The organism is Scandinavium sp. M-37 (genome assembly GCF_043558715.1).
In the GTDB taxonomy this organism is placed as follows: domain Bacteria; phylum Pseudomonadota; class Gammaproteobacteria; order Enterobacterales; family Enterobacteriaceae; genus Scandinavium; species Scandinavium vulneris_A.
The window spans coordinates 125,703-151,307 of sequence record NZ_JBIGIN010000005.1 but is presented as its reverse complement, the minus strand read 5'-3'; the positions used below and the strand labels follow the sequence as shown (position 1 = coordinate 151,307).

Sequence of the window (25,605 nt, the reverse complement as noted above, 5' to 3'; positions counted from 1 at the left end):
TTGTGCGCTGAGTTGACCGCCGGATGCAAACCCCGGCGGTCGGCGGTGTTATGCCTGGCGGTAGCCGGAAAGGAAGCGGCCAAAGCGTGAGATAGACATCTCGAGGTCATCCAGACGAGGCAGGGTAACGATACGCACGTGATCCGGCCATGGCCAGTTGAACGCCGTGCCCTGAACCAGGAGCACTTTTTCCTGCAGCAGGAAATCGAGCACCATTTTCTGGTCGTCGTGAATGTTAAAACGCTTGCTGTCGATCTTCGGGAACATGTACAGCGCGCCATTCGGCTTCACGCAGCTCACGCCGGGAATGTCGTTGATCAGCTCCCACGCGCGATTACGTTGTTCGTATAACCGTCCGCCCGGCGCGATAAATTCGCTGATGCTTTGATAGCCACCGAGTGCGGTCTGGATCGCGTGCTGGGCAGGAACGTTGGCGCATAAACGCATAGAGGCCAGCATTTCCAGACCTTCGATATAGCCTTTCGCGTGTTTCTTCGGCCCGTTTAGCACCATCCAGCCCTGACGGAAGCCCGCAACGCGATAGGTTTTGGACAGCCCATTAAAGGTGACGGTCAGCAGATCGGGTGCCAGGGCGGCAATCGAATGATGCTGGGCTTCGTCATACAGAATTTTATCGTAGATTTCGTCGGCAAAAATAATCAGGTTGTTCTGACGAGCGATTTCGACGATTTCCAGCAGCAGCTCTTTGGAATACACCGCGCCGGTCGGGTTATTCGGGTTAATGATCACAATCCCACGGGTGCGCGGGGTGATTTTGCTGCGAATGTCGTCCAGGTCAGGGAACCAGCCAGCCGATTCATCGCAAAGATAATGCACCGCTTTTCCGCTCGAGAGCGAGACTGCCGCTGTCCACAGCGGGTAATCCGGGGCCGGAACCAGCATTTCATCGCCACTGTTAAGCAGCGCCTGCATCGCCTGGACGATAAGCTCAGACACACCGTTGCCGATGTAAATGTCTTCCACCGTCACGTCGCGCATATCACGCGCCTGGTAGTGCTGCATGATGGCCTTGCGTGCCGAATACAGGCCTTTGGAATCGCAGTAGCCTTGGGCGGTCGGAAGGTTGCGGATGACATCGACGAGAATTTCGTCAGGCGCATCAAAACCGAACGGGGCAGGGTTGCCAATGTTCAGCTTAAGAACCTTATTGCCTTCTTCTTCAAGACGTTTAGCTTCTTTAAGTACCGGGCCACGGATGTCGTAACAGACATTATCTAATTTGCTGGATTTTTCGATGGGGGACATGAATCTTGACCTTTTCGCTAGTTCGCCACTCCCTGCCGTGGAAGTCAGCACGGAATAAGGTACTCCCCATCCCGGGTATTTTGAAGGGTTGGCAGGACAATATTTTGCACAACAGATGATGAATATGCGATCTGTTTGTCTGGTAATAGGCCGCTTCGTCTGCCTAAATCACCATGTTTGTGATGAGGTGTGGTGATAAATGTCGTTATTTATGGTTGAGTGTGAATTATTAACTGAATTAAATTCTGTGGCCGACAACTCTACTGTTTGGCTCATTGGGTCAGGTGATGAAAATTTAGGCGCTATCAGGCCGCGCTTTGCTACCCTGATGATGATACTTAATACGGCGTGCTGTGAATGCATTGTTAAGTTTTGTTAAGGAAATCATATTTAAACAATTCTGATTTTTCATTAATTGCAAAGTTATCTCTTTTGTTTGTTAATTTATTTCCGAATATCCATTTTCTATTAAAAATTTATGTAAGATTAAGCTTAATAACACTTATAAGTATAATGTTTTTGCGGTAGGATACCTCGGTCAGCATGCTCAGTTATCTTGCGTAAAGTGATGATTTAGCTTGCTAAAAGAATATAACCTTTTGTTATTACTTGTATTTTTGTCAGATCTGAACAGCGTTTCAAATTTGACATTATTACTGACTGTGCTTCACCAAATCAGAGTGAAAGTAACAGTTTTTTTTGAAAGATCTCACATAAAAGCACCTGAAATAATTAACGCATTTCCAGGTGTAAGCAAAAACCGGGCAGGTCAGCACAAGCAACCTGTAAGTGAATAAATATGATTAACGCAAATCGTCCGATATTAAATCTCGATCTCGATCTGCTGAGAACGTTCGTTGCGGTCGCTGATCTGAACACCTTTGCCGCCGCGGCTGCTGCCGTATGCCGCACCCAGTCTGCGGTAAGCCAGCAAATGCAGCGCCTAGAGCAGCTGGTGGGTAAAGAGCTATTCGCCCGTCACGGGCGTAATAAACTGCTCACCGAACACGGTATTCAGTTGCTGGGCTATGCCCGTAAAATTCTGCGCTTCAATGATGAAGCCTGTACCTCGATGATGTTTAGCTCGTTGCAGGGGATGTTGACTATCGGATCGTCTGACGAATCTGCCGATACGATCCTGCCTTTTTTACTCAATCGCATCAGTTCGGTGTACCCCAAGCTCGCACTTGATGTCCGGGTTAAGCGTCATGCTGAAATGGGCGACATGCTACAGGCGCGCGCGGTTGATTTGGTGTTAACCACACATCGTCTGGCGCAGTTTGAGTCTATTTCACTGCGTACATCGCCAACGCTGTGGTATTGCGCGGCAGATTATCAGATGCCGCCGGGCGAAGCGGTTCCGCTGGTGTTGCTCGACGATCCCAGCCCGTTCCGCGATATGATCATTGATACCCTGAATGCAGCACGCATTCCGTGGCGGCTGGCATATGTTGCCTCGACGCTCTCTGCGGTGCGTGCGGCAGTAAAAGCAGGTTTAGGCGTCACGGCGCGACCGGTAGAGATGATGAGCCCGGAACTGCGCGTATTGGGTAAAAGTGACGGTTTACCCCAATTGCCCGACACCGAATATTTGTTGACCTGCAACAGCCAGAATTCGAATGAACTGGTACAGGCTATTTTTCAGTCTCTCGACAGTGTTAATAATCCCTGGTATCAATACGGGGCATATACCTCCGAAGGGGGAGACGATACCCTTATTGCTGAGAAGGATTTGGACTAATCTGTCCGCCCCTATCTGGTAACAATTTGTAAGTGTAAAAAAAGGCCGCTGACGCATGAATTATGCTCAGCGGCCTTTTTTTTGAACAAAGAGCAATCACCTTTATTGGTAGTCTATTTATTGTCTTTGTTTTTCATATGGTTAACTTGGCAATGGCCTGTTTTTCCTTTCTTTACGCTGACAACTTCCCACTTCCTGCTAATGTTAAAAAAACGGCTGTATTGTTGCCGTTTTTTTGTGTGAATTAACAAAAGCGTGTCTCAGATCAAGAAAATACTCCCCAATGGGGGGAGGAATCACAGGCGATTCCTGTCAAAATAGCAGGGTATTTCGTGTTTAAGCCTCAGACGGACACGATTCACCAACCGTAAATCCTCACTGTTTTTTCGCTACGAAAAGGCTAAAGGGCATTTAATGTTAATGAAAGGTTTTCGGTGTAAATTAATGTGAGGAAACTTTTGTTAAAGTTGACAAAAGGTTATAGAAAGGAGTAAAAAACCACATCATTTAGACGTTTAAGCCTATTTGTGGCACACTTTTTGTGGTTTTTTAATTCCTCCCCATGAATCATGTGGCGTTCATCTGCCAGCCAGAGCAGAGTTCAGCGCTACTTATTTTGGTTAAGCAATGCGTATGTCAACATCCACTGAAGTCATCGCTCATCACTGGGCATTCGCTATATTTCTCATCATTGCCATCGGCCTCTGCTGTCTGATGCTTGTTGGCGGTTGGTATCTCGGCGGTCGCGCACGCGCGCGTAGCAAGAACACTCCGTTCGAGTCGGGTATCGACTCTGTGGGCTCTGCTCGCTTACGTCTCTCGGCGAAGTTCTACCTGGTCGCCATGTTCTTCGTCATCTTCGACGTAGAAGCCCTTTACCTTTACGCATGGTCTACGTCGATTCGCGAAAGCGGATGGGTGGGCTTTGTGGAAGCCGCAATTTTCATTTTAGTGTTACTGGCAGGCCTGGTTTACCTCGTCCGCATCGGCGCACTGGACTGGACGCCTGCGCGTTCCCGTCGCACGCTGGTCAACCCGGAAACCGACAGTACTACTAATCGTCATACGCAGTAAAAGCGAGGCAATAAGATGGATTATACGCTCACCCGCATAGATCCTAACGGTGAGAACGACCGTTACCCCCTGCAGAAACAGGAGATCGTAACCGACCCTCTTGAGCAGGAAGTAAACAAAAGCGTGTACATGGGCAAGCTCGAGCATGCCCTGCATGACATGGTCAACTGGGGTCGCAAGAACTCAATCTGGCCTTACAACTTCGGCCTTTCCTGCTGCTACGTTGAAATGGTGACGTCATTCACTGCGGTGCATGACGTTGCGCGTTTTGGCGCAGAGGTACTGCGTGCTTCCCCGCGTCAGGCCGATCTGATGGTCGTGGCAGGTACCTGCTTCACCAAAATGGCCCCGGTCATTCAGCGCCTGTACGATCAGATGCTGGAGCCGAAGTGGGTTATTTCCATGGGCGCCTGTGCAAACTCTGGCGGCATGTACGACATTTACTCTGTTGTGCAGGGCGTCGATAAGTTTATCCCGGTCGATGTTTACATCCCTGGCTGCCCGCCGCGTCCGGAAGCCTACATGCAGGCTCTGATGCTGCTGCAGGAATCCATCGGTAAAGAACGTCGTCCACTCTCCTGGGTGGTTGGCGATCAGGGCGTGTATCGCGCCAATATGCAATCTGAGCGCGAGCGTAAACGCGGCGAACGTATTGCTGTGACGAATCTGCGGTCACCCGACGAGATTTAACTTTGCGCCTGTGGGCAGTGGACAAAGCCTTCGCATATCAAAATTAATAGCGCGGAGCCACGCCCAACAGTCACCACGGAACTTTTGCAATGGTGAACAATATGACCGATTTAACCGCGCATGAAGCCGCCGCATGGCAGACCCGGGATCATCTCGACGACCCGGTGATTGGCGAACTGCGCAACCGTTTTGGGCCGGATGCCTTTACCGTTCAGCCGACCCGCACCGGGGTACCTGTTGTTTGGGTTAAGCGTGAACAGTTACTGGAAGTGGTCGATTTCCTCAAGAAATTGCCGAAACCTTACGTCATGCTGTTTGATTTACACGGCATGGACGAGCGTCTGCGCACTCACCGTGACGGGTTACCCGCCGCGGATTTTTCCGTTTTCTACCATCTGATTTCTATCGACCGCAACCGCGACATCATGCTCAAGGTGGCGTTGTCTGAGAACGATCTGAATGTGCCGACGCTGACCAAACTCTTCCCGAACGCCAACTGGTATGAGCGCGAAACCTGGGAAATGTTTGGCATTAACATCCAGGGCCACCCGAATCTGCGTCGCATCATGATGCCGGATACCTGGGAAGGGCACCCGCTGCGTAAAGACTACCCTGCGCGCGCCACCGAATTCGACCCGTTTGAGCTGACCAAAGCTAAACAGGATCTGGAGATGGAAGCGCTGACCTTCAAGCCGGAAGAGTGGGGCATGAAGCGCAGCAGCGAAAACGAGGACTTCATGTTCCTCAACCTCGGTCCTAACCACCCGTCCGCGCACGGTGCGTTCCGTATCATCCTGCAGCTGGATGGCGAAGAAATTGTCGACTGCGTGCCTGATATCGGCTACCACCACCGTGGTGCTGAGAAAATGGGCGAGCGTCAGTCCTGGCACAGCTACATTCCGTACACCGACCGTATCGAGTATCTCGGCGGCTGCGTGAACGAAATGCCATACGTGCTGGCAGTTGAAAAACTGGCAGGCATCAAAGTGCCTGAGCGCGTCGACGTTATCCGCGTCATGCTCTCTGAGCTGTTCCGTATCAACAGCCACCTGCTGTACATCTCGACCTTCATTCAGGACGTCGGTGCCATGACGCCGGTGTTCTTTGCCTTTACCGACCGTCAGAAAATCTACGATCTGGTAGAAGCGATCACCGGTTTCCGTATGCACCCGGCGTGGTTCCGCATTGGCGGCGTCGCGCACGACCTGCCGCGTGGCTGGGATCGTCTGCTGCGTGAATTCCTCGACTGGATGCCGAAACGTCTGGCGTCTTACGAGAAAGCCGCACTGCGTAACTCCATTCTGAAAGGCCGTTCTCAGGGCGTTGCCGCTTACACCGCGAAAGAAGCGCTGGAGTGGGGCACCACGGGGGCTGGCCTGCGTGCTACCGGGATCGACTTCGATATCCGTAAGGCGCGTCCGTACTCTGGTTATGAAAACTTCGACTTCGAAATCCCGGTAGGTGGTGGTGTATCCGACTGCTACACCCGCGTGATGCTGAAAGTGGAAGAGCTGCGCCAGAGCCTGCGCATTCTTGAGCAGTGTCTGAAGAACATGCCGGAAGGCCCGTTCAAAGCGGATCACCCGCTGACGACGCCGCCACCGAAAGAGCGCACGCTGCAGCATATCGAAACCCTGATCACTCACTTCCTGCAGGTTTCCTGGGGCCCGATTATGCCGGCCAACGAATCCTTCCAGATGATTGAGGCGACCAAGGGCATCAACAGTTACTACCTGACAAGCGACGGCAGCACCATGAGCTACCGCACCCGTATCCGTACGCCGAGCTATGCGCACCTGCAGCAGATCCCGGCGGCGATCCGCGGAAGCCTGGTATCCGACCTGATCGTTTATCTGGGTAGTATCGATTTTGTTATGTCAGATGTGGACCGCTAATTATGCACGAGAATCAACAACCACAAACCGAGGCTTTTGAGCTGAGTGCGGCCGAGCGTGACGCTATCGAGCACGAAAAGCATCACTACGAAGACCCGCGTGCGGCGTCCATTGAAGCGCTGAAGATTGTTCAGAAACAGCGCGGCTGGGTGCCGGATGGGGCGATTTACGCCATCGCCGACGTGCTGGGTATCCCGGCAAGCGATGTCGAGGGCGTGGCCACGTTCTACAGCCAAATCTTCCGCCAGCCGGTAGGCCGCCACGTGATCCGCTACTGCGACAGCGTGGTGTGTCATATCACGGGTTATCAGGGCATTCAGTCCGCTATTGAAGCGAAGCTGAATATCAAGCCGGGCCAGACCACCTTTGATGGTCGCTTCACCCTGCTGCCAACCTGCTGTCTGGGCAACTGCGACAAGGGGCCGACCATGATGATTGATGAGGACACTCACAGCCATCTGACGCCGGAAGCGATTCCTGACCTGCTGGAGCAGTACAAATAATGAAAGATATTATCCTGACTCCTGAGACGCATCCGCTGACCTGGCGTCTGCGCGAGGATAAACAGCCGGTCTGGCTTGACGAATATCAGGCGAAAAATGGCTACGCCGGGGCGCGTAAAGCGCTCGGTGGCATGGCGCCTGACGAGATTGTCAATCAGGTCAAAGACGCCGGGCTGAAAGGCCGTGGCGGCGCGGGCTTCTCCACCGGTTTGAAGTGGAGCCTGATGCCAAAAGACGAATCCATGAACATCCGTTACCTGCTGTGTAACGCCGATGAAATGGAGCCGGGCACCTATAAAGACCGCCTGCTGATGGAACAGCTGCCGCACCTGCTGGTGGAAGGCATGCTGATTTCGGCGTTCGCGCTGAAAGCCTATCGCGGCTACATCTTCCTGCGTGGCGAATATATCGAAGCGGCGGTTCACCTGCGTCGTGCGATTGCCGAAGCGACCGAAGCCGGTCTGCTCGGGAAAAACATTCTCGGTTCCGGTTTCGACTTCGAACTGATCGTGCACACCGGTGCGGGGCGTTACATCTGCGGGGAAGAAACCGCGCTGATTAACTCCCTTGAAGGCCGTCGTGCCAACCCGCGTTCCAAGCCGCCGTTCCCGGCGAGCTCCGGCGTGTGGGGTAAGCCGACCTGCGTCAACAACGTCGAAACCCTGTGCAACGTCCCAGCCATCCTCGCCAACGGCGTGGAGTGGTACCAGAACATCTCGAAAAGCAAAGATGCGGGCACCAAGCTGATGGGCTTCTCCGGTCGCGTGAAGAATCCAGGCGTCTGGGAGCTGCCGTTTGGCACCACCGCGCGTGAAATTCTGGAAGATTACGCGGGCGGTATGCGCGATGGCTTTAAATTTAAAGCCTGGCAGCCGGGCGGGGCAGGGACCGACTTCCTGACCGAAGCGCACCTCGACTTACCGATGGAATTTGAAAGCATCGGCAAAGCGGGTAGCCGTCTGGGTACTGCGCTGGCGATGGCCGTTGACCATGAAATTGGCATGGTGGGTCTGGTGCGTAACCTCGAAGAGTTCTTCGCCCGCGAATCCTGCGGCTGGTGTACGCCGTGCCGTGATGGTCTGCCGTGGAGCGTAAAAATTCTGCGTGCTATCGAACGTGGCGAAGGCCAGCCGGGCGACATCGAGACACTTGAGCAACTGTGTCGATTCCTCGGGCCGGGCAAGACCTTCTGTGCGCATGCGCCAGGTGCGGTCGAGCCGCTGCAGAGCGCGATTAAATATTTCCGCGACGAATTCGAAGCAGGCATCAAGCAGCCGAGCAGCAATACCCACGCGATTGGTGGTATTCAGCCTAACCTGCTGAAAGCACGCTGGTAACGACCTAAGAATTTTGATTAACGCCCCGTTTCGACGGGGCCAACTGGAAGCACGCTAATGGCTACGATTCATGTAGACGGCAAAGAATACGAGGTCAACGGAGCGGACAACCTGTTACAGGCTTGCCTCTCTCATGGCCTTGATATTCCCTATTTTTGCTGGCATCCGGCGCTGGGAAGCGTTGGCGCCTGCCGCCAGTGTGCGGTGAAGCAATATCAAAACGCGGAAGACACGCGTGGCCGCCTGGTGATGTCCTGTATGACTCCGGCATCCGATGGCACCTTTATTTCTATTGATGACGACGAAGCGAAACAGTTCCGTGAAAGCGTCGTGGAATGGTTGATGACCAACCACCCGCACGACTGCCCGGTCTGTGAAGAAGGCGGCAACTGCCACCTGCAGGATATGACCGTCATGACCGGTCACAGCTTCCGTCGCTATCGTTTCACCAAGCGTACCCACCGCAATCAGGATCTGGGGCCGTTCATCTCTCATGAAATGAACCGCTGCATCGCCTGCTACCGCTGCGTGCGTTACTACAAAGATTACGCTGATGGCACCGATTTGGGTGTGTACGGCGCGCACGACAACGTCTACTTCGGTCGTCCGGAAGATGGCACGCTGGAGAGCGAATTCTCCGGTAACCTCGTTGAAATCTGCCCAACCGGCGTTTTCACCGACAAAACCCACTCCGAGCGTTATAACCGTAAATGGGACATGCAGTTTGCACCAAGCATCTGCCAGCAGTGTTCTCTGGGGTGTAACACCAGTCCGGGCGAGCGCTACGGCGAACTGCGTCGTATCGAAAACCGTTACAACGGGACCGTCAACCACTACTTCCTCTGCGACCGGGGTCGTTTCGGTTACGGTTACGTGAACCTGAAAGACCGTCCACGTCAGCCGGTTCAGCGTCGTGGCGATGACTTCATTACCCTCAACGCCGAACAGGCGATGCAGGGCGCGGCCGATATTCTGCGCCAGTCGAAGAAAGTTATCGGTATCGGTTCCCCGCGTGCGAGCGTGGAAAGCAACTTCGCGCTGCGTGAACTGGTCGGGGCGGAAAACTTCTATACCGGTATCGCCAAAGGCGAGCAGGAACGTCTGCAACTGGCACTGAAAGTGCTGCGCGAAGGCGGTATTCATACCCCTGCACTGCGTGATATCGAATCTTACGATGCGGTACTGGTTCTCGGGGAAGACATCACCCAGACCGGCGCTCGCGTTGCGCTGGCTGTTCGCCAGGCGGTGAAGGGGAAAGCACGTGAAATGTCCGCGGCACAGAAAGTGGCTGACTGGCAGATTGCGGCAATCCTCAACATCGGTCAGCGTGCGAAACATCCGCTGTTCGTGACCAACGTCGACAACACGCGTCTGGACGACATCGCGGCGTGGACCTACTGCGCCCCGGTAGAAGATCAGGCGCGTTTAGGCTTTGCCATCGCCCATGCGCTGGATAACAGTGCCCCTGCGGTAGACGGTCTGAGCAATGACCTGAAAGGCAAAGTGGACGTGATCGTACAGGCTCTGGCCGGTGCGAAAAAACCACTGATTATTTCCGGCACCAACTCCGGTAGCGCTGAAATCATTCAGGCCGCAGCCAACGTGGCCAAAGCCCTGAAGGGCCGTGGCGCAGACGTCGGCGTGACCATGATTGCCCGCGCGGTGAACAGCGTTGGCCTCGGCATGATTGGCGGTGGCTCGCTGGAAGAAGCCCTCGACGAACTGGAAAGCGGTTCTGCCGATGCGGTGGTGGTTCTGGAAAACGATCTGCATCGTCACGCTTCTGCTGCCCGCGTTGATGCTGCGCTGTCTAAAGCGCCGCTGGTGATGGTTATCGACCATCAGCGTACCGCTATCATGGACAAAGCCCATCTGGTGCTGTCCGCCGCGAGCTTCGCGGAAAGCGATGGCACCGTCATCAACAACGAAGGCCGCGCCCAGCGTTTCTTCCAGGTTTATGATCCGGCTTACTACGACCGTAACATCATCATGCTGGAAAGCTGGCGCTGGCTGCACTCCCTGCACAGCACCCTGGAAAGCCGTGAAGTGGACTGGACGCAGTTGGATCACGTGATTGACGCCGCCGTGGCTGCGCTGCCGCAGCTGGCAGGCATCAAAGATGCGGCCCCGGATGCCTCGTTCCGTATTCGTGGTCAGAAGCTGGCCCGTTCGCCTATTCGCTCCAGCGGTCGTACCGCCATGCGCGCGAATATCAGCGTACACGAGCCGCGTCAGCCGCAGGATAAAGACACCATGTTCGCCTTCTCAATGGAAGGGAACAACCAGCCAACGGCCGCCCGGTCGCAAATTCCATTTGCGTGGGCGCCAGGCTGGAACTCCCCGCAGGCATGGAACAAGTTCCAGGCGGAAGTGGGTGGACATCTGCGTAATGGCGACCCAGGCGTGCGTCTGATTGAAGCGTCTGAAAAGGGTCTGGCTTACTTTGAGCAGGTTCCAGCGAGCTTCGAAGCGCAGGATGGTCAGTGGCGTATCGCGCCTTACTATCACCTGTTCGGCAGTGACGAACTGTCACAGCGTGCGCCGGTCTTCCAGCAACGTATGCCGCAGCCGTACATCAAGCTGAACCCGGCCGATGCCGCGAAGCTTGGCGTTAACGCGGGTTCTCTGCTGGCAATCAGCTACGACGGTCAGACCATCAACCTGCCACTGGTGCTTTCCGACGCACTGACAGCAGGGCAGGTCGGACTGCCAATGGGTATGCCGGGTATTGCGCCAGTGCTGGCGGGTGCGCGTATTGAAAATCTGCAGGAGGCGAAAGCATGAGTTGGTTAACACCGGATGTTATCGACATTCTGTTAAGCATCCTGAAAGCGGTCGTTATTCTGCTGGTGGTTGTCACCTGCGGAGCGTTCATGAGCTTTGGTGAACGTCGTCTGCTCGGTCTGTTCCAGAACCGTTATGGACCGAACCGCGTAGGCTGGGGTGGTTCACTCCAGCTGGTGGCAGACATGATCAAGATGTTCTTCAAAGAGGACTGGGTCCCGAAATTTACCGACAAGGTTATCTTTACCCTTGCACCGGTCATCGCGTTCACCTCTTTGCTGCTGTCGTTCGCCATTGTCCCGGTCAGTCCGACCTGGGTGGTCGCTGACCTCAACATCGGTATCCTGTTCTTCCTGATGATGGCAGGCCTGGCGGTTTACGCCGTACTGTTCGCGGGCTGGTCGAGTAACAACAAATACTCACTGCTCGGCGCAATGCGTGCGTCCGCTCAGACCCTGAGCTACGAAGTGTTCCTCGGCCTGTCGCTGATGGGCGTCGTGGCACAGGCTGGCTCCTTCAACATGACCGATATCGTCAATAACCAGGCGCATCTGTGGAACGTGATTCCACAGTTCTTCGGCTTCATCACTTTCGCCATCGCGGGCGTTGCGGTTTGTCACCGTCACCCGTTTGACCAGCCGGAAGCGGAGCAGGAACTGGCCGACGGTTACCACATTGAATATTCCGGCATGAAGTTCGGTTTGTTCTTCGTCGGTGAATATATCGGTATTGTCACCGTTTCAGCGCTGATTGTGACGCTGTTCTTCGGTGGCTGGCAGGGTCCGTTCTTACCACCGTTCATCTGGTTCGCGCTGAAAACCGCGTTCTTCATGATGATGTTCATTTTGATCCGTGCTGCATTGCCGCGTCCGCGTTATGACCAGGTGATGTCCTTCGGCTGGAAAGTATGCCTGCCGCTGACGCTGATCAACTTGTTGGTAACGGCGGCTGTCATTCTTTGGCAGGCGCAATAAGGGGCGAATAGACCATGACCTTAAAAGAATTATTAGTGGGCTTTGGCACCCAGGTTCGCAGTATCTGCATGATCGGGATGCATGCGTTCGCCAAACGCGAAACGCAGATGTATCCGGAAGAGCCGGTTTATCTGCCGCCGCGCTACCGTGGCCGTATCGTGCTGACGCGCGATCCGGACGGGGAAGAGCGTTGCGTAGCCTGTAACCTGTGTGCGGTAGCCTGTCCGGTTGGCTGTATCTCTTTGCAAAAAGCAGAGACCAAAGACGGCCGCTGGTATCCAGAGTTTTTCCGCATTAACTTCTCGCGCTGCATTTTCTGCGGTCTGTGTGAAGAAGCGTGCCCGACCACGGCGATTCAGTTGACCCCGGATTTCGAACTGGGTGAATACAAGCGTCAGGATCTGGTGTACGAGAAAGAGGATCTGCTGATTTCCGGTCCGGGCAAATACCCGGAATATAACTTCTACCGGATGGCGGGTATGGCAATCGACGGCAAAGATAAGGGCGAAGCAGAGAACGAAGCCAAGCCTATCGACGTCAAGAGCCTGTTACCGTAAGGAGAGGGGCAATGGAATTCGCATTTTATATTTGTGGTCTGGTCGCCATCCTGGCCACGCTGCGGGTCATCACGCACACCAATCCGGTGCATGCGCTGCTGTACCTGATTATCTCCCTGCTGGCGATTGCCGGGGTGTTCTTCTCGCTCGGCGCGTACTTCGCCGGTGCGCTGGAGATAATCGTCTACGCCGGGGCCATCATGGTGCTGTTCGTGTTCGTGGTGATGATGCTCAACCTGGGCGGAGCCGAAATCGAGCAGGAACGTCAGTGGCTGAAGCCGCAGGTCTGGATTGGGCCTGGCGTACTGTCCGTGGTTCTGCTGGCGGTGATTGTTTACGGTATCCTGGGCGTTAGCGACCAGGGCATCGACGGCAACGCCATCGGCGCGAAAGAAGTGGGTATCGCCCTGTTTGGTCCGTACGTACTGGCGGTGGAGCTGGCCTCCATGCTGCTGCTGGCGGGCCTGGTTGTGGCCTTCCATCTGGGACGTGAAGATCGTGCCGGGGAAGTGCTGAGCAACCGTGTGAACGATAGCGCGAAAAGAAAATCGGAGGAGCAAGCATGATCCCCTTAACACATGGACTGATCCTCGCCGCGATCCTCTTCGTTCTCGGTCTGACCGGTCTGGTTATCCGCCGCAACCTGCTGTTTATGTTGATCGGTCTGGAAATCATGATTAACGCCGCCGCGCTGGCCTTTGTGGTCGCGGGCAGCTACTGGGGCCAGACCGACGGTCAGGTGATGTATATCCTCGCTATCAGCCTCGCGGCTGCGGAGGCGAGTATTGGCCTGGCGCTGCTGCTGCAGCTCCACCGTCGTCGCCAGAACCTGAACATCGATTCAGTAAGTGAGTTGCGTGGATGAACATGCTTGCCTTAACCATTATTTTGCCATTGATTGGCTTCCTGCTGCTCTCCTTCTCCCGTGGCCGCTGGTCGGAAAACGTTTCCGCTACCATCGGTATGGGGTCTGTCGGCCTGGCAGCGCTGGTCACCGCGTATGTTGGCGTTGATTTCTTCGCCAACGGCAAACAGGCCATCAGCGTTCCGCTGTGGAATTGGATGTCGGTCGGTGATTTCAACATTGGCTTCAACCTGGTGCTGGATGGCCTGTCGCTGACCATGCTCTCTGTGGTCACCGGTGTCGGCTTCCTGATCCACATGTTCGCCTCCTGGTACATGCGCGGGGAAGAGGGTTACTCCCGCTTCTTCGCCTACACCAACCTGTTCATCGCGAGCATGGTGGTACTGGTGCTGGGCGATAACCTGCTGCTGATGTATCTGGGCTGGGAAGGCGTGGGCCTGTGCTCCTATCTGCTGATCGGTTTCTACTATACCGATCCGAAGAATGGCGCTGCGGCGATGAAAGCCTTCGTGGTGACCCGTGTCGGTGACGTGTTCCTCGCGTTCGCGCTGTTCATTCTCTACAACGAACTGGGCACGCTGAACTTCCGCGAAATGGTTGAACTGGCTCCACAGCACTTCGAAGCGGGCAACAACATGTTGACCTGGGCGACGCTGATGCTGCTGGGCGGTGCGGTCGGTAAATCGGCACAGCTGCCGTTGCAGACCTGGCTTGCGGACGCAATGGCTGGCCCAACGCCGGTTTCAGCGCTGATCCACGCCGCGACCATGGTAACCGCAGGTGTCTACCTGATTGCCCGTACTCACGGTCTGTTCCTGATGACGCCGGAAATTCTGCATCTGGTGGGTATTGTTGGTGCGGTAACGCTGGTGCTGGCAGGTTTCGCTGCGCTGGTGCAAACCGACATCAAACGCGTACTCGCCTACTCCACCATGAGCCAGATTGGCTACATGTTCCTGGCGCTGGGCGTACAGGCGTGGGATGCAGCGATTTTCCATCTGATGACGCACGCGTTCTTTAAAGCGCTGCTGTTCCTCTCGTCTGGTTCGGTCATCCTGGCCTGCCATCACGAGCAGAACATCTTCAAAATGGGTGGCCTGCGTAAGTCGATTCCGCTGGTGTATGTCTGCTTCCTGGTCGGGGGGGCTGCGCTGTCTGCGCTGCCGCTGATTACCGCAGGCTTCTTCAGTAAAGACGAAATCCTTGCCGGAGCCATGGCGAACGGTCACATCAATCTGATGGTGGCGGGTCTGGTAGGGGCGTTCATGACCTCCCTGTATACCTTCCGCATGATCTTCATCGTGTTCCACGGCAAAGAGCAGATCCATGCTCACGCAGGGAAGGGGATTACCCATCACCTGCCGCTTATCGTGCTGCTCATTCTGTCCACCTTCGTGGGCGCGATGATTGTGCCGCCGTTGCAGGGTGTCCTGCCGCAGACCACAGAACTTGAACATAGCCACGTGCTGACGCTGGAAATTACCTCCGGGATCGTCGCGATTGCTGGCATTCTGATTGCCGCATGGCTGTGGCTGGGTAAACGTACGCTGGTTACCGCGATCGCCAACAGCGCACCGGGCCGTCTGCTCGGGACCTGGTGGTACAACGCCTGGGGCTTCGACTGGCTGTACGACAAAATCTTCGTCAAACCGTATCTGGGCATTGCGTGGCTGTTGAAACGCGATCCGCTGAACAGTCTGATGAATATCCCGGCCATTCTTTCGCGCTTTGCGGGCAAAGGCCTGCTGATCAGCGAGAACGGTTACCTGCGCTGGTATGTGGCATCCATGAGCATTGGCGCAGTGGTTGTTCTCGCGCTGCTGATGGTGTTGCGTTGAGTTTCAGGATTGGGGTTGTTTTGCCCGGTGGCGCTGCGCTTACCGGGCCTACATGAACCGTAGGTCGGATAAGCGAAGCACCATCCGACATAATAGCCCAAGGTTATTTTTTAGAATTCGTTGAAAATCTGTTCCTGAAGTACAGGCGTCATCGGCGAAGTCAGACCGGAGACCGCCAGCGCACAGCAACCGGGGCGTACTGAAGTACGTGAGGATTGCGAGCACTGCCGGAATTCGGGCTGGCGAGCGAGATAGCCTGAGCAGGAGTAAATATAAGGGACATACGTAGCTATGTTATTACCCTGGTTGATACTAATCCCGTTTATCGGCGGCTTCTTATGCTGGCAGACCGAACGCTTCGGCGTGAAGATGCCGCGCTGGATTGCGCTGATTACAATGGGACTGACGCTGGCCCTGTCCCTGCAACTGTGGTTGCAGGGCGGCTACTCTCTGACGCAAGCCGCGGGCATCCCGCAATGGCAGTCTGAATTTATTCTGCCGTGGATCCCACGCTTTGGCATTACGGTTCACCTCGCTATCGACGGTCTGTCGCTGCTGATGGTGGTGCTGACCGGCCTGCTCGGCGTACTGGCAGTGCTCTGTTCCTGGCGTGAAATTGAAAAATACCAGGGCTTCTTCCACCTCAACCTGATGTGGATCCTGGGCGGCGTGATCGGCGTGTTCCTCGCCATCGACCTGTTCCTGTTCTTCTTCTTCTGGGAGATGATGCTGGTTCCGATGTACTTCCTGATCGCGCTGTGGGGCCACAAAGCCTCTGACGGTAAAACGCGTATCACGGCGGCAACCAAGTTCTTCATCTATACCCAGGCGAGTGGTCTGGTGATGTTGATTTCGATTCTGGCGCTGGTGTTCGTACACTACAACGCGACCGGGGTCTGGACCTTCAACTACGAGCAACTGCTGAAAACGCCGATGGCCCACAACGTGGAATATCTGCTGATGCTGGGCTTCTTCATCGCCTTCGCGGTGAAAATGCCGGTGGTTCCGCTGCACGGCTGGCTGCCAGATGCGCACTCCCAGGCACCGACCGCAGGTTCTGTAGACCTGGCCGGTATCTTGCTGAAAACCGCAGCCTACGGTCTGCTGCGTTTCGCGCTGCCGCTGTTCCCGAACGCGTCCGCCGAGTTCGCACCGATTGCCATGTGGTTGGGTGTTATCGGTATCTTCTACGGCGCGTGGATGGCCTTCACTCAGTACGACATCAAGCGTCTGATTGCTTACACCTCCGTGTCGCACATGGGCTTCGTGCTGATTGCGATTTACACCGGTAGCCAGCTGGCATACCAGGGTGCCGTGATTCAGATGATTGCGCACGGTCTGTCCGCAGCGGGTCTGTTCATTCTGTGTGGTCAGCTGTACGAGCGTCTGCATACCCGTGACATGCGTATGATGGGCGGTCTGTGGAGCAAAATTAAATGGCTGCCTGCGCTGTCAATGTTCTTCGCAGTGGCAACACTGGGGATGCCGGGTACCGGTAACTTCGTCGGCGAATTCATGATCCTGTTCGGCGCATTCCATGTGGTGCCGGGTATCACCGTGATTTCCACCTTCGGTCTGGTCTTCGCCTCTGTTTACTCGCTGGCGATGCTGCATCGCGCTTACTTCGGTAAAGCGAAAAGCGAAATTGCGGCCAAAGAACTGCCAGGGATGTCGCTGCGCGAGCTGTTTATCATCCTGCTGTTAGTGGTGCTGCTGGTTCTGCTCGGGTTCTACCCACAGCCGATCCTCGACACCTCACATGCTGCGATGGGCAATATTCAGCAGTGGTTTGTTAATTCTGTTTCTACTACAAGGCCGTAAATCGCCATGACAATAACTCCACAACAACTGATCGCACTGCTACCGCTGCTGATCGTCGGCTTGACGGTGGTGGTTGTGATGCTCTCCATTGCGTGGCGACGCAATCATTTCTTCAATGCCACGCTGTCGGTTATCGGGCTGAACGTCGCCCTGCTGTCGCTCTGGTTCGTGGGTCACGCGGGTGCAATGGACGTGACGCCGCTGATGCGCGTCGATGGTTATGCCATGCTTTACACCGGGCTGGTGCTGCTGGCGAGTCTCGCCACCTGTACCTTTGCCTATCCGTGGCTTGAGGGCTATTACGACAACAAAGAAGAGTTCTACCTGCTGGTGCTGATTGCAGCCCTGGGTGGCATTCTGCTGGCGAACGCTAACCACATGGCGGCCCTGTTCCTCGGGATCGAGCTTATCTCGCTCCCGCTGTTTGGCCTCATTGGTTATGCCTACCGCCAGAAGCGTTCGCTGGAAGCCAGCATCAAATACACCATTCTGTCTGCCGCAGCATCTTCCTTCCTGCTGTTCGGTATGGCGCTGGTGTACGCGAACTCCGGCAGCCTGTCGTTCCTGGCGCTGGGTAAAGCACTGGCCGACAACATGCTGCATGAGCCGCTGCTGCTGGCTGGCCTGGGCCTGATGATTGTTGGCCTCGGCTTTAAACTTTCTCTGGTTCCGTTCCACCTGTGGACGCCAGACGTGTATCAGGGTGCGCCTGCCCCGGTCTCCACCTTCCTGGCGACCGCGAGTAAAATCGCTATCTTTGGCGTGGTGATGCGTCTGTTCCTGTACGCGCCGGTGGGCGACAGTGAAGCCGTGCGTGTGGTGCTGGGCGTGATTGCCTTCGTATCCATCATCTTCGGTAACCTGATGGCCCTGAGCCAGACCAACATCAAGCGTCTGCTCGGTTACTCCTCCATCTCGCACCTGGGTTATCTGCTGGTGGCACTGATTGCGCTGCACAGCGGCAAGATGTCCATGGAAACCGTGGGCGTGTACCTGGCGGGTTACCTGTTCAGCAGCCTCGGCGCATTCGGCGTGGTCAGCCTGATGTCCAGCCCGTACCGTGGCCCGGATGCAGATTCTCTGTACTCCTACCGTGGTCTGTTCTGGCACCGTCCGATCCTGTCTGCCGTCATGACGGTGATGATGCTGTCTCTGGCAGGGATCCCGATGACGCTCGGCTTTATCGGTAAGTTCTACGTGCTGGCGGTCGGTGTTCAGGCTCACCTGTGGTGGCTGACGGCGGCGGTGGTGATTGGTTCCGCGATTGGTCTCTACTACTACCTGCGCGTAGCGGTGAGTCTGTATCTGGAAGCGCCACAGCAGCTGAACCGCGATGCGCCATCAAACTGGCAATACAGCGCTGGCGGTATCGTGGTACTGATTTCCGCGCTGCTGGTGCTGATCCTCGGTATCTATCCTCAACCGCTGATAACGATTGTTCAGATGGCAATGCCGATGATGTAAAAACAAAAAAACCCGCTTCGGCGGGTTTTTTTATGGATGTGTTTAAATCACACCGACTGTAATCGACTGATCAGCGGCCCCTCTTCGCGACGGTCAGCACGCTCCAGCACTTCCTTAATCACCGATGACAGCTCGTTGATTTCGAACTTGGCGACGTAGCCATCGGCTTTCACTTTGCGGATATGATCTTCGTTGGCATTACCTGACAGCGACGAGTGGATAACCACCGGGATTGCCTTCAGGCGCGGGTCAGATTTGATTTTGCGCGTCAGGGTGAAGCCGTCCATTTCGGGCATTTCAAGGTCGGTCAGTACCAGCGCAATCTTATCGGTCACCGGCACGCCTTCGTTCAGCGCTTCTTTCGCCAGCTTCTCAATCGTCTCCCACGCCTGCAGTCCGGTGATATGCATTTTCGCCGGGATTTCCATCGCCTGGAGGCCTTTCTCCAGCATCGCCCGCGCGACCTTCGAGTCTTCAGCAACAATCGCTGTGGCACCCGGTTTGATGCGCTGTTTCGGCGCGGTCAGGCGCGTGGCGTGCAAATCATGGTCAGCTGGCACGATGTCATACAGGATTTGCTCCACGTCGATAACCATCGCCAGGTTATTGCTGTCTCGCTCATTGTCCAGACAGGCAATGCTGGTGATGTACTGACCGTTCACGGCTTTTTCTGCGGTATGCACCTGGGTCCAGTCGAGGCGAATGATGTTCTCTACTGACTCCACCGCAAACGCCTGCACGCTGCGGGCATATTCGGTGATCAGCAGAATATTGAGGCCGCTTTCTGCTTTGCACCCCAGCACTGACGGCAGGTCAATAACCGGGATAATCTGGTCGCGAATATTCACCATCCCCATCACCGGGGCCTTAATACCCGCCGGTTTGGTGAACGAGGGCATCGGCACAATTTCGCGCAGTTTAAAAACGTTAATGCCGAACAGTTCGGACTTGTCACCTTCAGCCGACGCTCCCAGGCGGAACAGCAGCAGTTCAAAGCGGTTCGACAGAGTCAGATTGGCTCTGTCGTCGATATCTTTCTGGAAATTATCCATCTTGCCCTCAGAGTAAACAGTCAGGTCGTGCCTTTACTCTGTTATCGGCAAATATCATTAAAAGTTAAACCAAAGGGAACACGCTAAAATCTTCTGCCAGTTCGCAGGGTTCAAATACGCTGCGACATTCGGCCAGCAGGCGCTGACAGCCGTGCCAGTCATAGCGAGAGCTGACGTGGGTAATGATCAGCTTGCCGACCTTCGCCTCGCGGGCTAGCTGTGCGGCCTGAACGGAGGAGGAGTGCCCGCGGCTGTTGGCTTTTTCCACCATCTCATGTTCAAGCGTGGTTTCATGCACCATCACATCGACACCCTTCGCCAGCTCAAGCGCGGCCGGGCAAGGGGCGGTATCGCCGAAAATGGCCAGGCTGATACCCGGTGTGCTTGGGCCAAGATAGTCCTGACCGTTCACAATGCGTCCGTCGGGCATTTCTACCGTCAGCCCTTTTTTTAGCTGCTGGAACAGCGGCCCGGCTTTAATGCCGTCGGCCAGTAGGCGGGCGGCATCGAGCGGGCCGGGTTTATCATGCTGGTCAATGCGATAGCCATAACATTCCACCGGGTGATTGAGCGGATAAGCGCTGACCTTAAAAAAGCCATCGTCAAACACCAGGCCGGGGGTGACCTCTTCAATGGTGAGCGGATAATCGGTCCACGACCCGCTCAAACGCAGGGCGGTTTCAACAAACTCACGAATGCCTTTCGGGCCATAAATCGTCAGCGGCGAGGGATTCCCCTGCATCGAACGGCTGCACAGCAGGCCCGGCAAGCCAAAAAGATGATCGCCATGCAGATGGGTGATGAAAATTTTATCGAGTTTGCCCGGATGATGGCTGGTCTTCAGAAACTGGTGCTGCGTACCTTCCCCGCAGTCGAACAGCCACATCTGCGAAAGGTTTGGCTGTTGCAAATTCAGGACCATCGACGTCATATTACGGTGACGGGTAGGTACACCTGCGGATGTCCCGAGAAAAATCAATTCCATAACGCAATCACCTCAAAGCGTTAAATAAAAAAGACAGTATAACGGAGCACAATATGATTCAGTGGAACGATCTTCATCACAGCCAGTTAACCGTTCAACAGCTGTACGCGATACTGCAACTGCGCTGTGAGGTGTTTGTGGTGGAGCAGGCCTGCGCTTATCAGGATGTCGATGGCGATGATCTGGTCGGCGAGAACCGACACCTCCTCGGCTGGCGCGACGGTGAGCTGGTCGCGTATGCGAGGATTCTGAAAAGCGAAGCCGAATTTGAGCCAGTTGTTATCGGTCGGGTGATTGTTAGCCAGGCGGTTCGGGGTGAAAAATTGGGCGTTCAACTGATGGAACACACCCTCGCCAGTTGCCTGCAACACTGGCCGCAGAAGGCGTTGTACCTGGGCGCGCAGGCCCATCTCCAGCCGTTCTATGCCCGCTTTGGTTTTGCGCCGGTCACCGCCGTTTATGACGAAGATGGCATCCCGCACATCGGCATGGCGCGGGAAGCGAACTCGTAAACCTTTGTCTATAGTTAGCGGACAGGTTTAACCAAGGAGAAAACTGATGGCATATCATTCTTATGAATCACGTATCGACGACGATCTGGCCCTGCTGAGTGAGACTCTGGAAGAAGTGTTAAGCTCCTCTGGCGATCCGGCCGATCAGAAATACATTGAGCTTAAGCTGCGTGCCGAGCAGGCATTGCAGGAGGTCCAGGCCCGTGTTAGTCAGGCATCGGACACCTATTACTACCGCGCCAAACAGGCGGTGAATCGTGCAGACGACTACGTTCACGAAAAACCGTGGCAGGGGATTGGCGTCGGGGCTGCTGTCGGACTGGTTCTGGGTTTGCTGTTAGCGCGTCGATAAAAACCGCTCCCTCATCATGGGTACTGCTTTTTTGAGGCAGTACCCTCTATAATGCGTGGTTTTTATCTGAGGGAGGTTCGCGTGCATTCCATTACCGCTGCGCTGGAAAACCTGTTGGGTTTTCTGTCCGATGACATACCTGATGCGGCTGGTTCGCGAATTTTCGATACATCCTTCCCTCTGAATGACGCCTTTGATCCTCTCAGCTGGCTTTGTAGTCAGACTCAATTCCCGCAGTTTTATTGGCAACACCGCAACGGTCATGAAGAGGTCGCGGCTCTTGGTGCGGTGCGACAGTTTACCTCTCTGGCGCAGGCCAATGCTTTCCTCCAGCAGGATCAAACCACTCTGCGTATTTGGGGACTGAACGCCTTCGAACCGGAAAACGGACAACTGTTTTTGCCGCGTCTGGAATGGCGACGCGATGCGGGGAAAGCCACATTACGCCTGACGCTCAGCAGCGATATTTCCCTGCGAGACGACGCCCATCAGGCCAACGCATTTTTAACCACCTTACTGCCTTCACGCACGCTACCCACCCTACGCGGTGAGCTAAAAGGCGAGCGTCATTTCCCTGACCACGCGGGATGGGTAGGTCTGATAGACGCCGCCACCGACACCATTGCGCGTGGTGCGCTCGATAAGGTGGTCCTCGCCCGCGCCACCGATTTACGTTTTGCCAGCCCGCTGCACGCCGGGGCGATGATGGCCGCCAGCCGTCGCGTGAATCTCAACTGCTACCACTTTCTGATGGCCTTCGGGGCACAAAGCGCATTTTTAGGATCGACCCCGGAACGGCTTTGGCGGCGGCAGGGCACCCAACTTGAAACCGAAGCGCTGGCAGGCACGGTGGCGAGCCATTCGGATGAAAAACAGGCCCGACATTTTGCCGACTGGCTGATGCACGATGATAAAAATCAGCGTGAGAATCTGCTGGTGGTGGAAGATATCTGCCAGCGTTTACAGCAGGAGGTCAGCGCCCTTGAAGTGCTGCCCCCGCAGGTGATTCGCCTGCGTAAGGTGCAGCATCTGCGGCGCGGTATCCAGGCCGAACTGAAAAAACCTGACGACACACGCTGCCTGTCTCAACTCCAGCCCACTGCGGCAGTCGCCGGATTACCGCGTGAACAGGCGCGCCGGTTTATCGACAATCACGAGCCCTTCGTCCGGGAATGGTACGCCGGTTCTGCTGGCTATCTCAGCCTGGCGCAAAGTGAGTTTTGCGTGGCGCTGCGGTCGGCGAAAGTCACCGGCGAGGTAGCGCGACTGTATGCCGGGGCGGGTATTGTTCGAGGGTCTGATCCTGAGCAGGAGTGGCAGGAAATCACCCAAAAAGCGGCGGGGCTTCGTTCACTGTTACTTTCCGAATAACAGATAACCGACTCATATCAATAACCTGTCGCTATCACTCATCTATAATAATCAGCAAAATTGATACTGGACAATATCATGTCAGTAAGCGCATTTAACCGACGCTGGGCGGCGGTAATCCTTGAAGCACTAACCCGCCACGGCGTGCAGCACGTCTGCATTGCGCCGGGGTCGCGTTCAACGCCGTTGACGCTGGCGGCGGCTGAAAACCGCGCACTGATAGCTCATACCCATTTTGACGAGCGTGGCCTCGGTCACCTGGCGCTGGGACTGGCGAAAGCGAGCCAACAGCCGGTGGCAGTCATTGTCACCTCCGGTACCGCGGTGGCGAATCTCTATCCCGCCCTGATTGAGGCCGGGCTGACCGGCGAAAAACTGATCCTGCTGACCGCCGACCGCCCGCCGGAACTGATCGACTGCGGCGCTAATCAGGCCATTCGCCAACCGGGCATTTTCAGCTCTCATCCTTCTCAAGCGCTTTCGCTACCGCGTCCGAGTCATGATATTCCGGCCCGCTGGCTGGTCTCGTCGATCGACAACGCGCTGGGCCAGCTGCACAGCGGCGGGGTGCATATCAACTGTCCATTTGCCGAACCGCTGTATGGCGAAATGGATGACACTGGCCTCGACTGGCAGCAGGCGCTGGGTAACTGGTGGCAAAGCGACAAGCCGTGGCTGCGCGAAGCCCTGCATCTGGAAAGTGAACCGCAGCGCGACTGGTTTTTCTGGCGACAAAAACGCGGGGTGGTGGTTGCCGGGCGCATGAGTGCTGCGGAAGGCAAAAAAGTGGCTGAATGGGCCAAAACCCTCGGCTGGCCGCTGATTGGCGATGTCCTGTCGCAAACCGGTCAACCGCTGCCATGTGCGGATTTATGGCTCGGCAACGCCAAAGCGGTGACCGAACTTTCGCAGGCACAAATCGTGGTTCAGCTCGGCAGCAGCCTGACCGGGAAACGGCTCCTGCAATGGCAGGCCAGCTGCGAACCGGATGAATATTGGCTGGTGGATAACCTGCCCGGACGGCTCGACCCGGCCCATCATCGTGGTCGGCGGCTGGTGTGCCACATCGACAGGTGGCTCGATTTGCATCCGGCTGAACCGCGCCAAAGCTGGTGTGTGGATGTGCCAGCGCTGTCCCACCAGGCATGGCAGAAAACCGAGCTGCTGCGCGATACCTTCGGTGAAGCGCAGTTGGCCCACCGCATCAGTGATTACCTGCCCGATCAGGGCCAATTATTTGTCGGCAACAGTTTAGTGGTGCGCCTGATTGACGCACTTGGTCAGCTGCCCGCCGGATATCCGGTGTTCAGCAACCGGGGGGCCAGCGGTATCGACGGGCTAATTTCTACCGCTGCGGGCGTCCAGCGCGGCAGTGCGAAATCAACGCTGGCGATCGTCGGCGACCTGTCGGCGCTGTACGATCTGAATGGCCTGGCACTGCTGCGTCAGGTGTCGGCCCCGCTGGTGCTGATTGTGGTGAATAACAACGGTGGGCAGATTTTCTCCCTGCTGCCAACCCCGGCGGAAGAACGCGACCGCTTCTATCTGATGCCGCAAAACGTCAATTTTGAACACGCCGCGAAGATGTTCGGCCTGCATTACCATCGCCCGGAAAACTGGGCGGCGCTGGACGAGGCGATGCGTGGCGCATGGCGTCAGCCGGTGACCACGGTTATTGAACTGGTGGTAAACGACACCGATGGGGCGCAGACGTTGCAGCATTTACTGGCAGAGGTCAGCCAGCTATGACCCTGCACGCCGTGGCGAAAATAGGGGCCCCTGATCTGCCGTGGCTGGTTTTCCTGCATGGCTTTTCCGGTGATAACCGGGAGTGGCAGCCGGTGGGCGAACAGCTCGGGGCGTTCTCCCGACTGTATATCGACCTGCCTGGTCACGGCGGATCGGCGGCTCTCCCGGTGACCCGTTTTGCGGATGTCTGCCTGGAACTGCAGGCTACGTTAGTTAGTTACAACATCCTTAAATATTGGCTGGTGGGCTATTCGCTGGGCGGGCGCGTGGCGATGTTTGCGGCGAGCCAGACGGAAATGCCCGGCTTGAAAGGGCTGATTGTCGAAGGCGGACATCCCGGTCTGGAAGATGAACCCGCCCGCCGGGCGCGCGAGCAATCCGATGCGCAGTGGGCGCAGCGTTTTCACCATGAACCTCTCACCGACGTGTTCGACGCCTGGTATCGCCAGCCGGTGTTTGCCTCGCTGAGCGAACCCCAGCGCCATGAACTGGTGGCATTACGCGCGCACAATAACGGCCCAAGGCTGGCGGATATGCTGCTCGCCACCTCCCTGGCGGTGCAGCCTGATTTACGCCCGGCGCTGGCCGCGCCTGCCAGAGACTATGCTTTCTGGTATCTGTGTGGTGAACGTGATGCCAAATTCCGCGCTATCGCGGAGCAACTGGCTGCACAATGCCACCTCATTCTCCACGCCGGACACAACGCTCACCGGGAAAATCCCGGGGCGGTGGCCGGTTTTCTGAAACAGATTCTGAACGACTGACGACAGGACTT

General features: G+C 55.8%; 22 protein-coding genes. 19 read left to right on the top strand and 3 right to left on the bottom strand.

Features of this window, described 5'->3' with window-relative positions; genetic code table 11:
* Positions 1 to 48: 48 nt before the first annotated feature.
* Positions 49 to 1,266, bottom strand: a complete 1,218-nt coding sequence (alaA, locus tag ACG0Z5_RS06135; RefSeq protein WP_394446104.1) for an alanine transaminase AlaA — start codon at positions 1,264 to 1,266, stop codon at positions 49 to 51.
* 799 nt (positions 1,267 to 2,065) lie between these two features.
* Between alaA and lrhA the strand changes: the two genes are divergently transcribed.
* The 14 genes from lrhA to nuoN all read left to right on the top strand — a co-directional run bounded on the left by lrhA (position 2,066) and on the right by nuoN (position 18,809).
* Entirely contained in the window at positions 2,066 to 3,007 is a 942-nt protein-coding gene (gene lrhA / locus ACG0Z5_RS06130) for a transcriptional regulator LrhA (protein WP_394446102.1), read from the top strand.
* A 627-nt stretch (positions 3,008 to 3,634) separates the two neighbouring features.
* Positions 3,635 to 4,081: an NADH-quinone oxidoreductase subunit NuoA gene (gene nuoA, locus ACG0Z5_RS06125; protein WP_394446101.1), complete on the top strand. Its 447-nt coding sequence runs from the start codon at positions 3,635 to 3,637 to the stop codon at positions 4,079 to 4,081.
* A gap of 15 nt (positions 4,082 to 4,096) precedes the next feature.
* Complete coding sequence (gene nuoB, locus ACG0Z5_RS06120; protein ID WP_052284914.1) at positions 4,097 to 4,771, top strand: NADH-quinone oxidoreductase subunit NuoB; 675 nt, start codon at positions 4,097 to 4,099, stop codon at positions 4,769 to 4,771.
* Positions 4,772 to 4,860: 89 nt separating this feature from the next.
* On the top strand, positions 4,861 to 6,666 hold the full coding sequence (gene nuoC, locus ACG0Z5_RS06115; RefSeq protein ID WP_394446100.1) for an NADH-quinone oxidoreductase subunit C/D: 1,806 nt from the start codon (positions 4,861 to 4,863) through the stop codon (positions 6,664 to 6,666).
* A gap of 2 nt (positions 6,667 to 6,668) precedes the next feature.
* Positions 6,669 to 7,169, top strand: coding sequence for an NADH-quinone oxidoreductase subunit NuoE (nuoE, locus tag ACG0Z5_RS06110; RefSeq protein ID WP_319628843.1), 501 nt, complete (start codon positions 6,669 to 6,671; stop codon positions 7,167 to 7,169).
* On the top strand, positions 7,169 to 8,506 hold the full coding sequence (gene nuoF, locus ACG0Z5_RS06105; RefSeq protein ID WP_394446098.1) for an NADH-quinone oxidoreductase subunit NuoF: 1,338 nt from the start codon (positions 7,169 to 7,171) through the stop codon (positions 8,504 to 8,506). Before nuoE ends, nuoF begins: the two co-directional genes overlap by 1 nt.
* 57 nt (positions 8,507 to 8,563) lie before the next feature.
* Positions 8,564 to 11,290: an NADH-quinone oxidoreductase subunit NuoG gene (nuoG, locus tag ACG0Z5_RS06100; RefSeq protein WP_394446097.1), complete on the top strand. Its 2,727-nt coding sequence runs from the start codon at positions 8,564 to 8,566 to the stop codon at positions 11,288 to 11,290.
* Positions 11,287 to 12,264 carry an NADH-quinone oxidoreductase subunit NuoH gene (nuoH, locus tag ACG0Z5_RS06095; protein WP_319628846.1) on the top strand — a complete coding sequence of 326 codons (978 nt, stop codon included), beginning with the start codon at positions 11,287 to 11,289 and terminating at the stop codon, positions 12,262 to 12,264. The genes nuoG and nuoH overlap by 4 nt, the downstream gene beginning before the upstream one ends.
* Positions 12,265 to 12,278: 14 nt before the next feature.
* Positions 12,279 to 12,821, top strand: a complete 543-nt coding sequence (gene nuoI / locus ACG0Z5_RS06090) for an NADH-quinone oxidoreductase subunit NuoI (protein WP_015365590.1) — start codon at positions 12,279 to 12,281, stop codon at positions 12,819 to 12,821.
* 11 nt (positions 12,822 to 12,832) lie between these two features.
* Entirely contained in the window at positions 12,833 to 13,387 is a 555-nt protein-coding gene (gene nuoJ, locus ACG0Z5_RS06085) for an NADH-quinone oxidoreductase subunit J (protein ID WP_394446096.1), read from the top strand.
* Complete coding sequence (gene nuoK / locus ACG0Z5_RS06080; RefSeq protein ID WP_097161765.1) at positions 13,384 to 13,686, top strand: NADH-quinone oxidoreductase subunit NuoK; 303 nt, start codon at positions 13,384 to 13,386, stop codon at positions 13,684 to 13,686. Before nuoJ ends, nuoK begins: the two co-directional genes overlap by 4 nt.
* Complete coding sequence (gene nuoL / locus ACG0Z5_RS06075; protein ID WP_394446095.1) at positions 13,683 to 15,524, top strand: NADH-quinone oxidoreductase subunit L; 1,842 nt, start codon at positions 13,683 to 13,685, stop codon at positions 15,522 to 15,524. Before nuoK ends, nuoL begins: the two co-directional genes overlap by 4 nt.
* A gap of 291 nt (positions 15,525 to 15,815) precedes the next feature.
* The gene (gene nuoM, locus ACG0Z5_RS06070; protein ID WP_319628850.1) at positions 15,816 to 17,345 is read left to right on the top strand and encodes an NADH-quinone oxidoreductase subunit M; all 1,530 of its coding nucleotides are present in this window, start codon (positions 15,816 to 15,818) and stop codon (positions 17,343 to 17,345) included.
* A gap of 6 nt (positions 17,346 to 17,351) precedes the next feature.
* A complete protein-coding gene (gene nuoN / locus ACG0Z5_RS06065; RefSeq protein WP_394446094.1) occupies positions 17,352 to 18,809 on the top strand; it encodes an NADH-quinone oxidoreductase subunit NuoN in 1,458 nt (485 codons plus the stop codon).
* Positions 18,810 to 18,856: 47 nt separating this feature from the next.
* On the opposite strand, the gene ACG0Z5_RS06060 is transcribed toward nuoN, so the two are convergent.
* Both ACG0Z5_RS06060 and rnz read right to left on the bottom strand, forming a co-directional pair.
* Entirely contained in the window at positions 18,857 to 19,861 is a 1,005-nt protein-coding gene (locus ACG0Z5_RS06060) for a chemotaxis protein (RefSeq protein ID WP_394446093.1), read from the bottom strand.
* A gap of 64 nt (positions 19,862 to 19,925) precedes the next feature.
* A complete protein-coding gene (rnz, locus tag ACG0Z5_RS06055) occupies positions 19,926 to 20,846 on the bottom strand; it encodes a ribonuclease Z (protein ID WP_394446092.1) in 921 nt (306 codons plus the stop codon).
* Between the two features lie 53 nt (positions 20,847 to 20,899).
* Between rnz and ACG0Z5_RS06050 the strand changes: the two genes are divergently transcribed.
* From ACG0Z5_RS06050 to menH, 5 genes are all read left to right on the top strand, one after another.
* Positions 20,900 to 21,358, top strand: coding sequence for a GNAT family N-acetyltransferase (locus ACG0Z5_RS06050; RefSeq protein ID WP_394446091.1), 459 nt, complete (start codon positions 20,900 to 20,902; stop codon positions 21,356 to 21,358).
* Between the two features lie 46 nt (positions 21,359 to 21,404).
* A complete protein-coding gene (gene elaB / locus ACG0Z5_RS06045; protein WP_319628855.1) occupies positions 21,405 to 21,710 on the top strand; it encodes a stress response protein ElaB in 306 nt (101 codons plus the stop codon).
* Between the two features lie 81 nt (positions 21,711 to 21,791).
* Entirely contained in the window at positions 21,792 to 23,081 is a 1,290-nt protein-coding gene (menF, locus tag ACG0Z5_RS06040; RefSeq protein WP_394446090.1) for an isochorismate synthase MenF, read from the top strand.
* A 78-nt stretch (positions 23,082 to 23,159) separates the two neighbouring features.
* Positions 23,160 to 24,830: a 2-succinyl-5-enolpyruvyl-6-hydroxy-3-cyclohexene-1-carboxylic-acid synthase gene (gene menD, locus ACG0Z5_RS06035; protein WP_394446088.1), complete on the top strand. Its 1,671-nt coding sequence runs from the start codon at positions 23,160 to 23,162 to the stop codon at positions 24,828 to 24,830.
* Positions 24,827 to 25,594 carry a 2-succinyl-6-hydroxy-2,4-cyclohexadiene-1-carboxylate synthase gene (menH, locus tag ACG0Z5_RS06030; protein ID WP_394446087.1) on the top strand — a complete coding sequence of 256 codons (768 nt, stop codon included), beginning with the start codon at positions 24,827 to 24,829 and terminating at the stop codon, positions 25,592 to 25,594. Before menD ends, menH begins: the two co-directional genes overlap by 4 nt.
* Positions 25,595 to 25,605 lie beyond the last annotated feature (11 nt).

Excerpts from the sequence above, each read along its gene's own strand:
- alaA (WP_394446104.1), bottom strand. The coding sequence starts at position 1,266 with ATGTCCCCCATCGAAAAATCCAGCAAATTAGATAATGTCTGTTACGAC.
- lrhA (WP_394446102.1), top strand. The coding sequence starts at position 2,066 with ATGATTAACGCAAATCGTCCGATATTAAATCTCGATCTCGATCTGCTG.
- nuoA (WP_394446101.1), top strand. The coding sequence starts at position 3,635 with ATGCGTATGTCAACATCCACTGAAGTCATCGCTCATCACTGGGCATTC.
- nuoB (WP_052284914.1), top strand. The coding sequence starts at position 4,097 with ATGGATTATACGCTCACCCGCATAGATCCTAACGGTGAGAACGACCGT.
- nuoC (WP_394446100.1), top strand. The coding sequence starts at position 4,861 with ATGGTGAACAATATGACCGATTTAACCGCGCATGAAGCCGCCGCATGG.
- nuoE (WP_319628843.1), top strand. The coding sequence starts at position 6,669 with ATGCACGAGAATCAACAACCACAAACCGAGGCTTTTGAGCTGAGTGCG.
- nuoF (WP_394446098.1), top strand. The coding sequence starts at position 7,169 with ATGAAAGATATTATCCTGACTCCTGAGACGCATCCGCTGACCTGGCGT.
- nuoG (WP_394446097.1), top strand. The coding sequence starts at position 8,564 with ATGGCTACGATTCATGTAGACGGCAAAGAATACGAGGTCAACGGAGCG.
- nuoH (WP_319628846.1), top strand. The coding sequence starts at position 11,287 with ATGAGTTGGTTAACACCGGATGTTATCGACATTCTGTTAAGCATCCTG.
- nuoI (WP_015365590.1), top strand. The coding sequence starts at position 12,279 with ATGACCTTAAAAGAATTATTAGTGGGCTTTGGCACCCAGGTTCGCAGT.
- nuoJ (WP_394446096.1), top strand. The coding sequence starts at position 12,833 with ATGGAATTCGCATTTTATATTTGTGGTCTGGTCGCCATCCTGGCCACG.
- nuoK (WP_097161765.1), top strand. The coding sequence starts at position 13,384 with ATGATCCCCTTAACACATGGACTGATCCTCGCCGCGATCCTCTTCGTT.
- nuoL (WP_394446095.1), top strand. The coding sequence starts at position 13,683 with ATGAACATGCTTGCCTTAACCATTATTTTGCCATTGATTGGCTTCCTG.
- nuoM (WP_319628850.1), top strand. The coding sequence starts at position 15,816 with ATGTTATTACCCTGGTTGATACTAATCCCGTTTATCGGCGGCTTCTTA.
- nuoN (WP_394446094.1), top strand. The coding sequence starts at position 17,352 with ATGACAATAACTCCACAACAACTGATCGCACTGCTACCGCTGCTGATC.
- ACG0Z5_RS06060 (WP_394446093.1), bottom strand. The coding sequence starts at position 19,861 with ATGGATAATTTCCAGAAAGATATCGACGACAGAGCCAATCTGACTCTG.
- rnz (WP_394446092.1), bottom strand. The coding sequence starts at position 20,846 with ATGGAATTGATTTTTCTCGGGACATCCGCAGGTGTACCTACCCGTCAC.
- ACG0Z5_RS06050 (WP_394446091.1), top strand. The coding sequence starts at position 20,900 with ATGATTCAGTGGAACGATCTTCATCACAGCCAGTTAACCGTTCAACAG.
- elaB (WP_319628855.1), top strand. The coding sequence starts at position 21,405 with ATGGCATATCATTCTTATGAATCACGTATCGACGACGATCTGGCCCTG.
- menD (WP_394446088.1), top strand. The coding sequence starts at position 23,160 with ATGTCAGTAAGCGCATTTAACCGACGCTGGGCGGCGGTAATCCTTGAA.
- menH (WP_394446087.1), top strand. The coding sequence starts at position 24,827 with ATGACCCTGCACGCCGTGGCGAAAATAGGGGCCCCTGATCTGCCGTGG.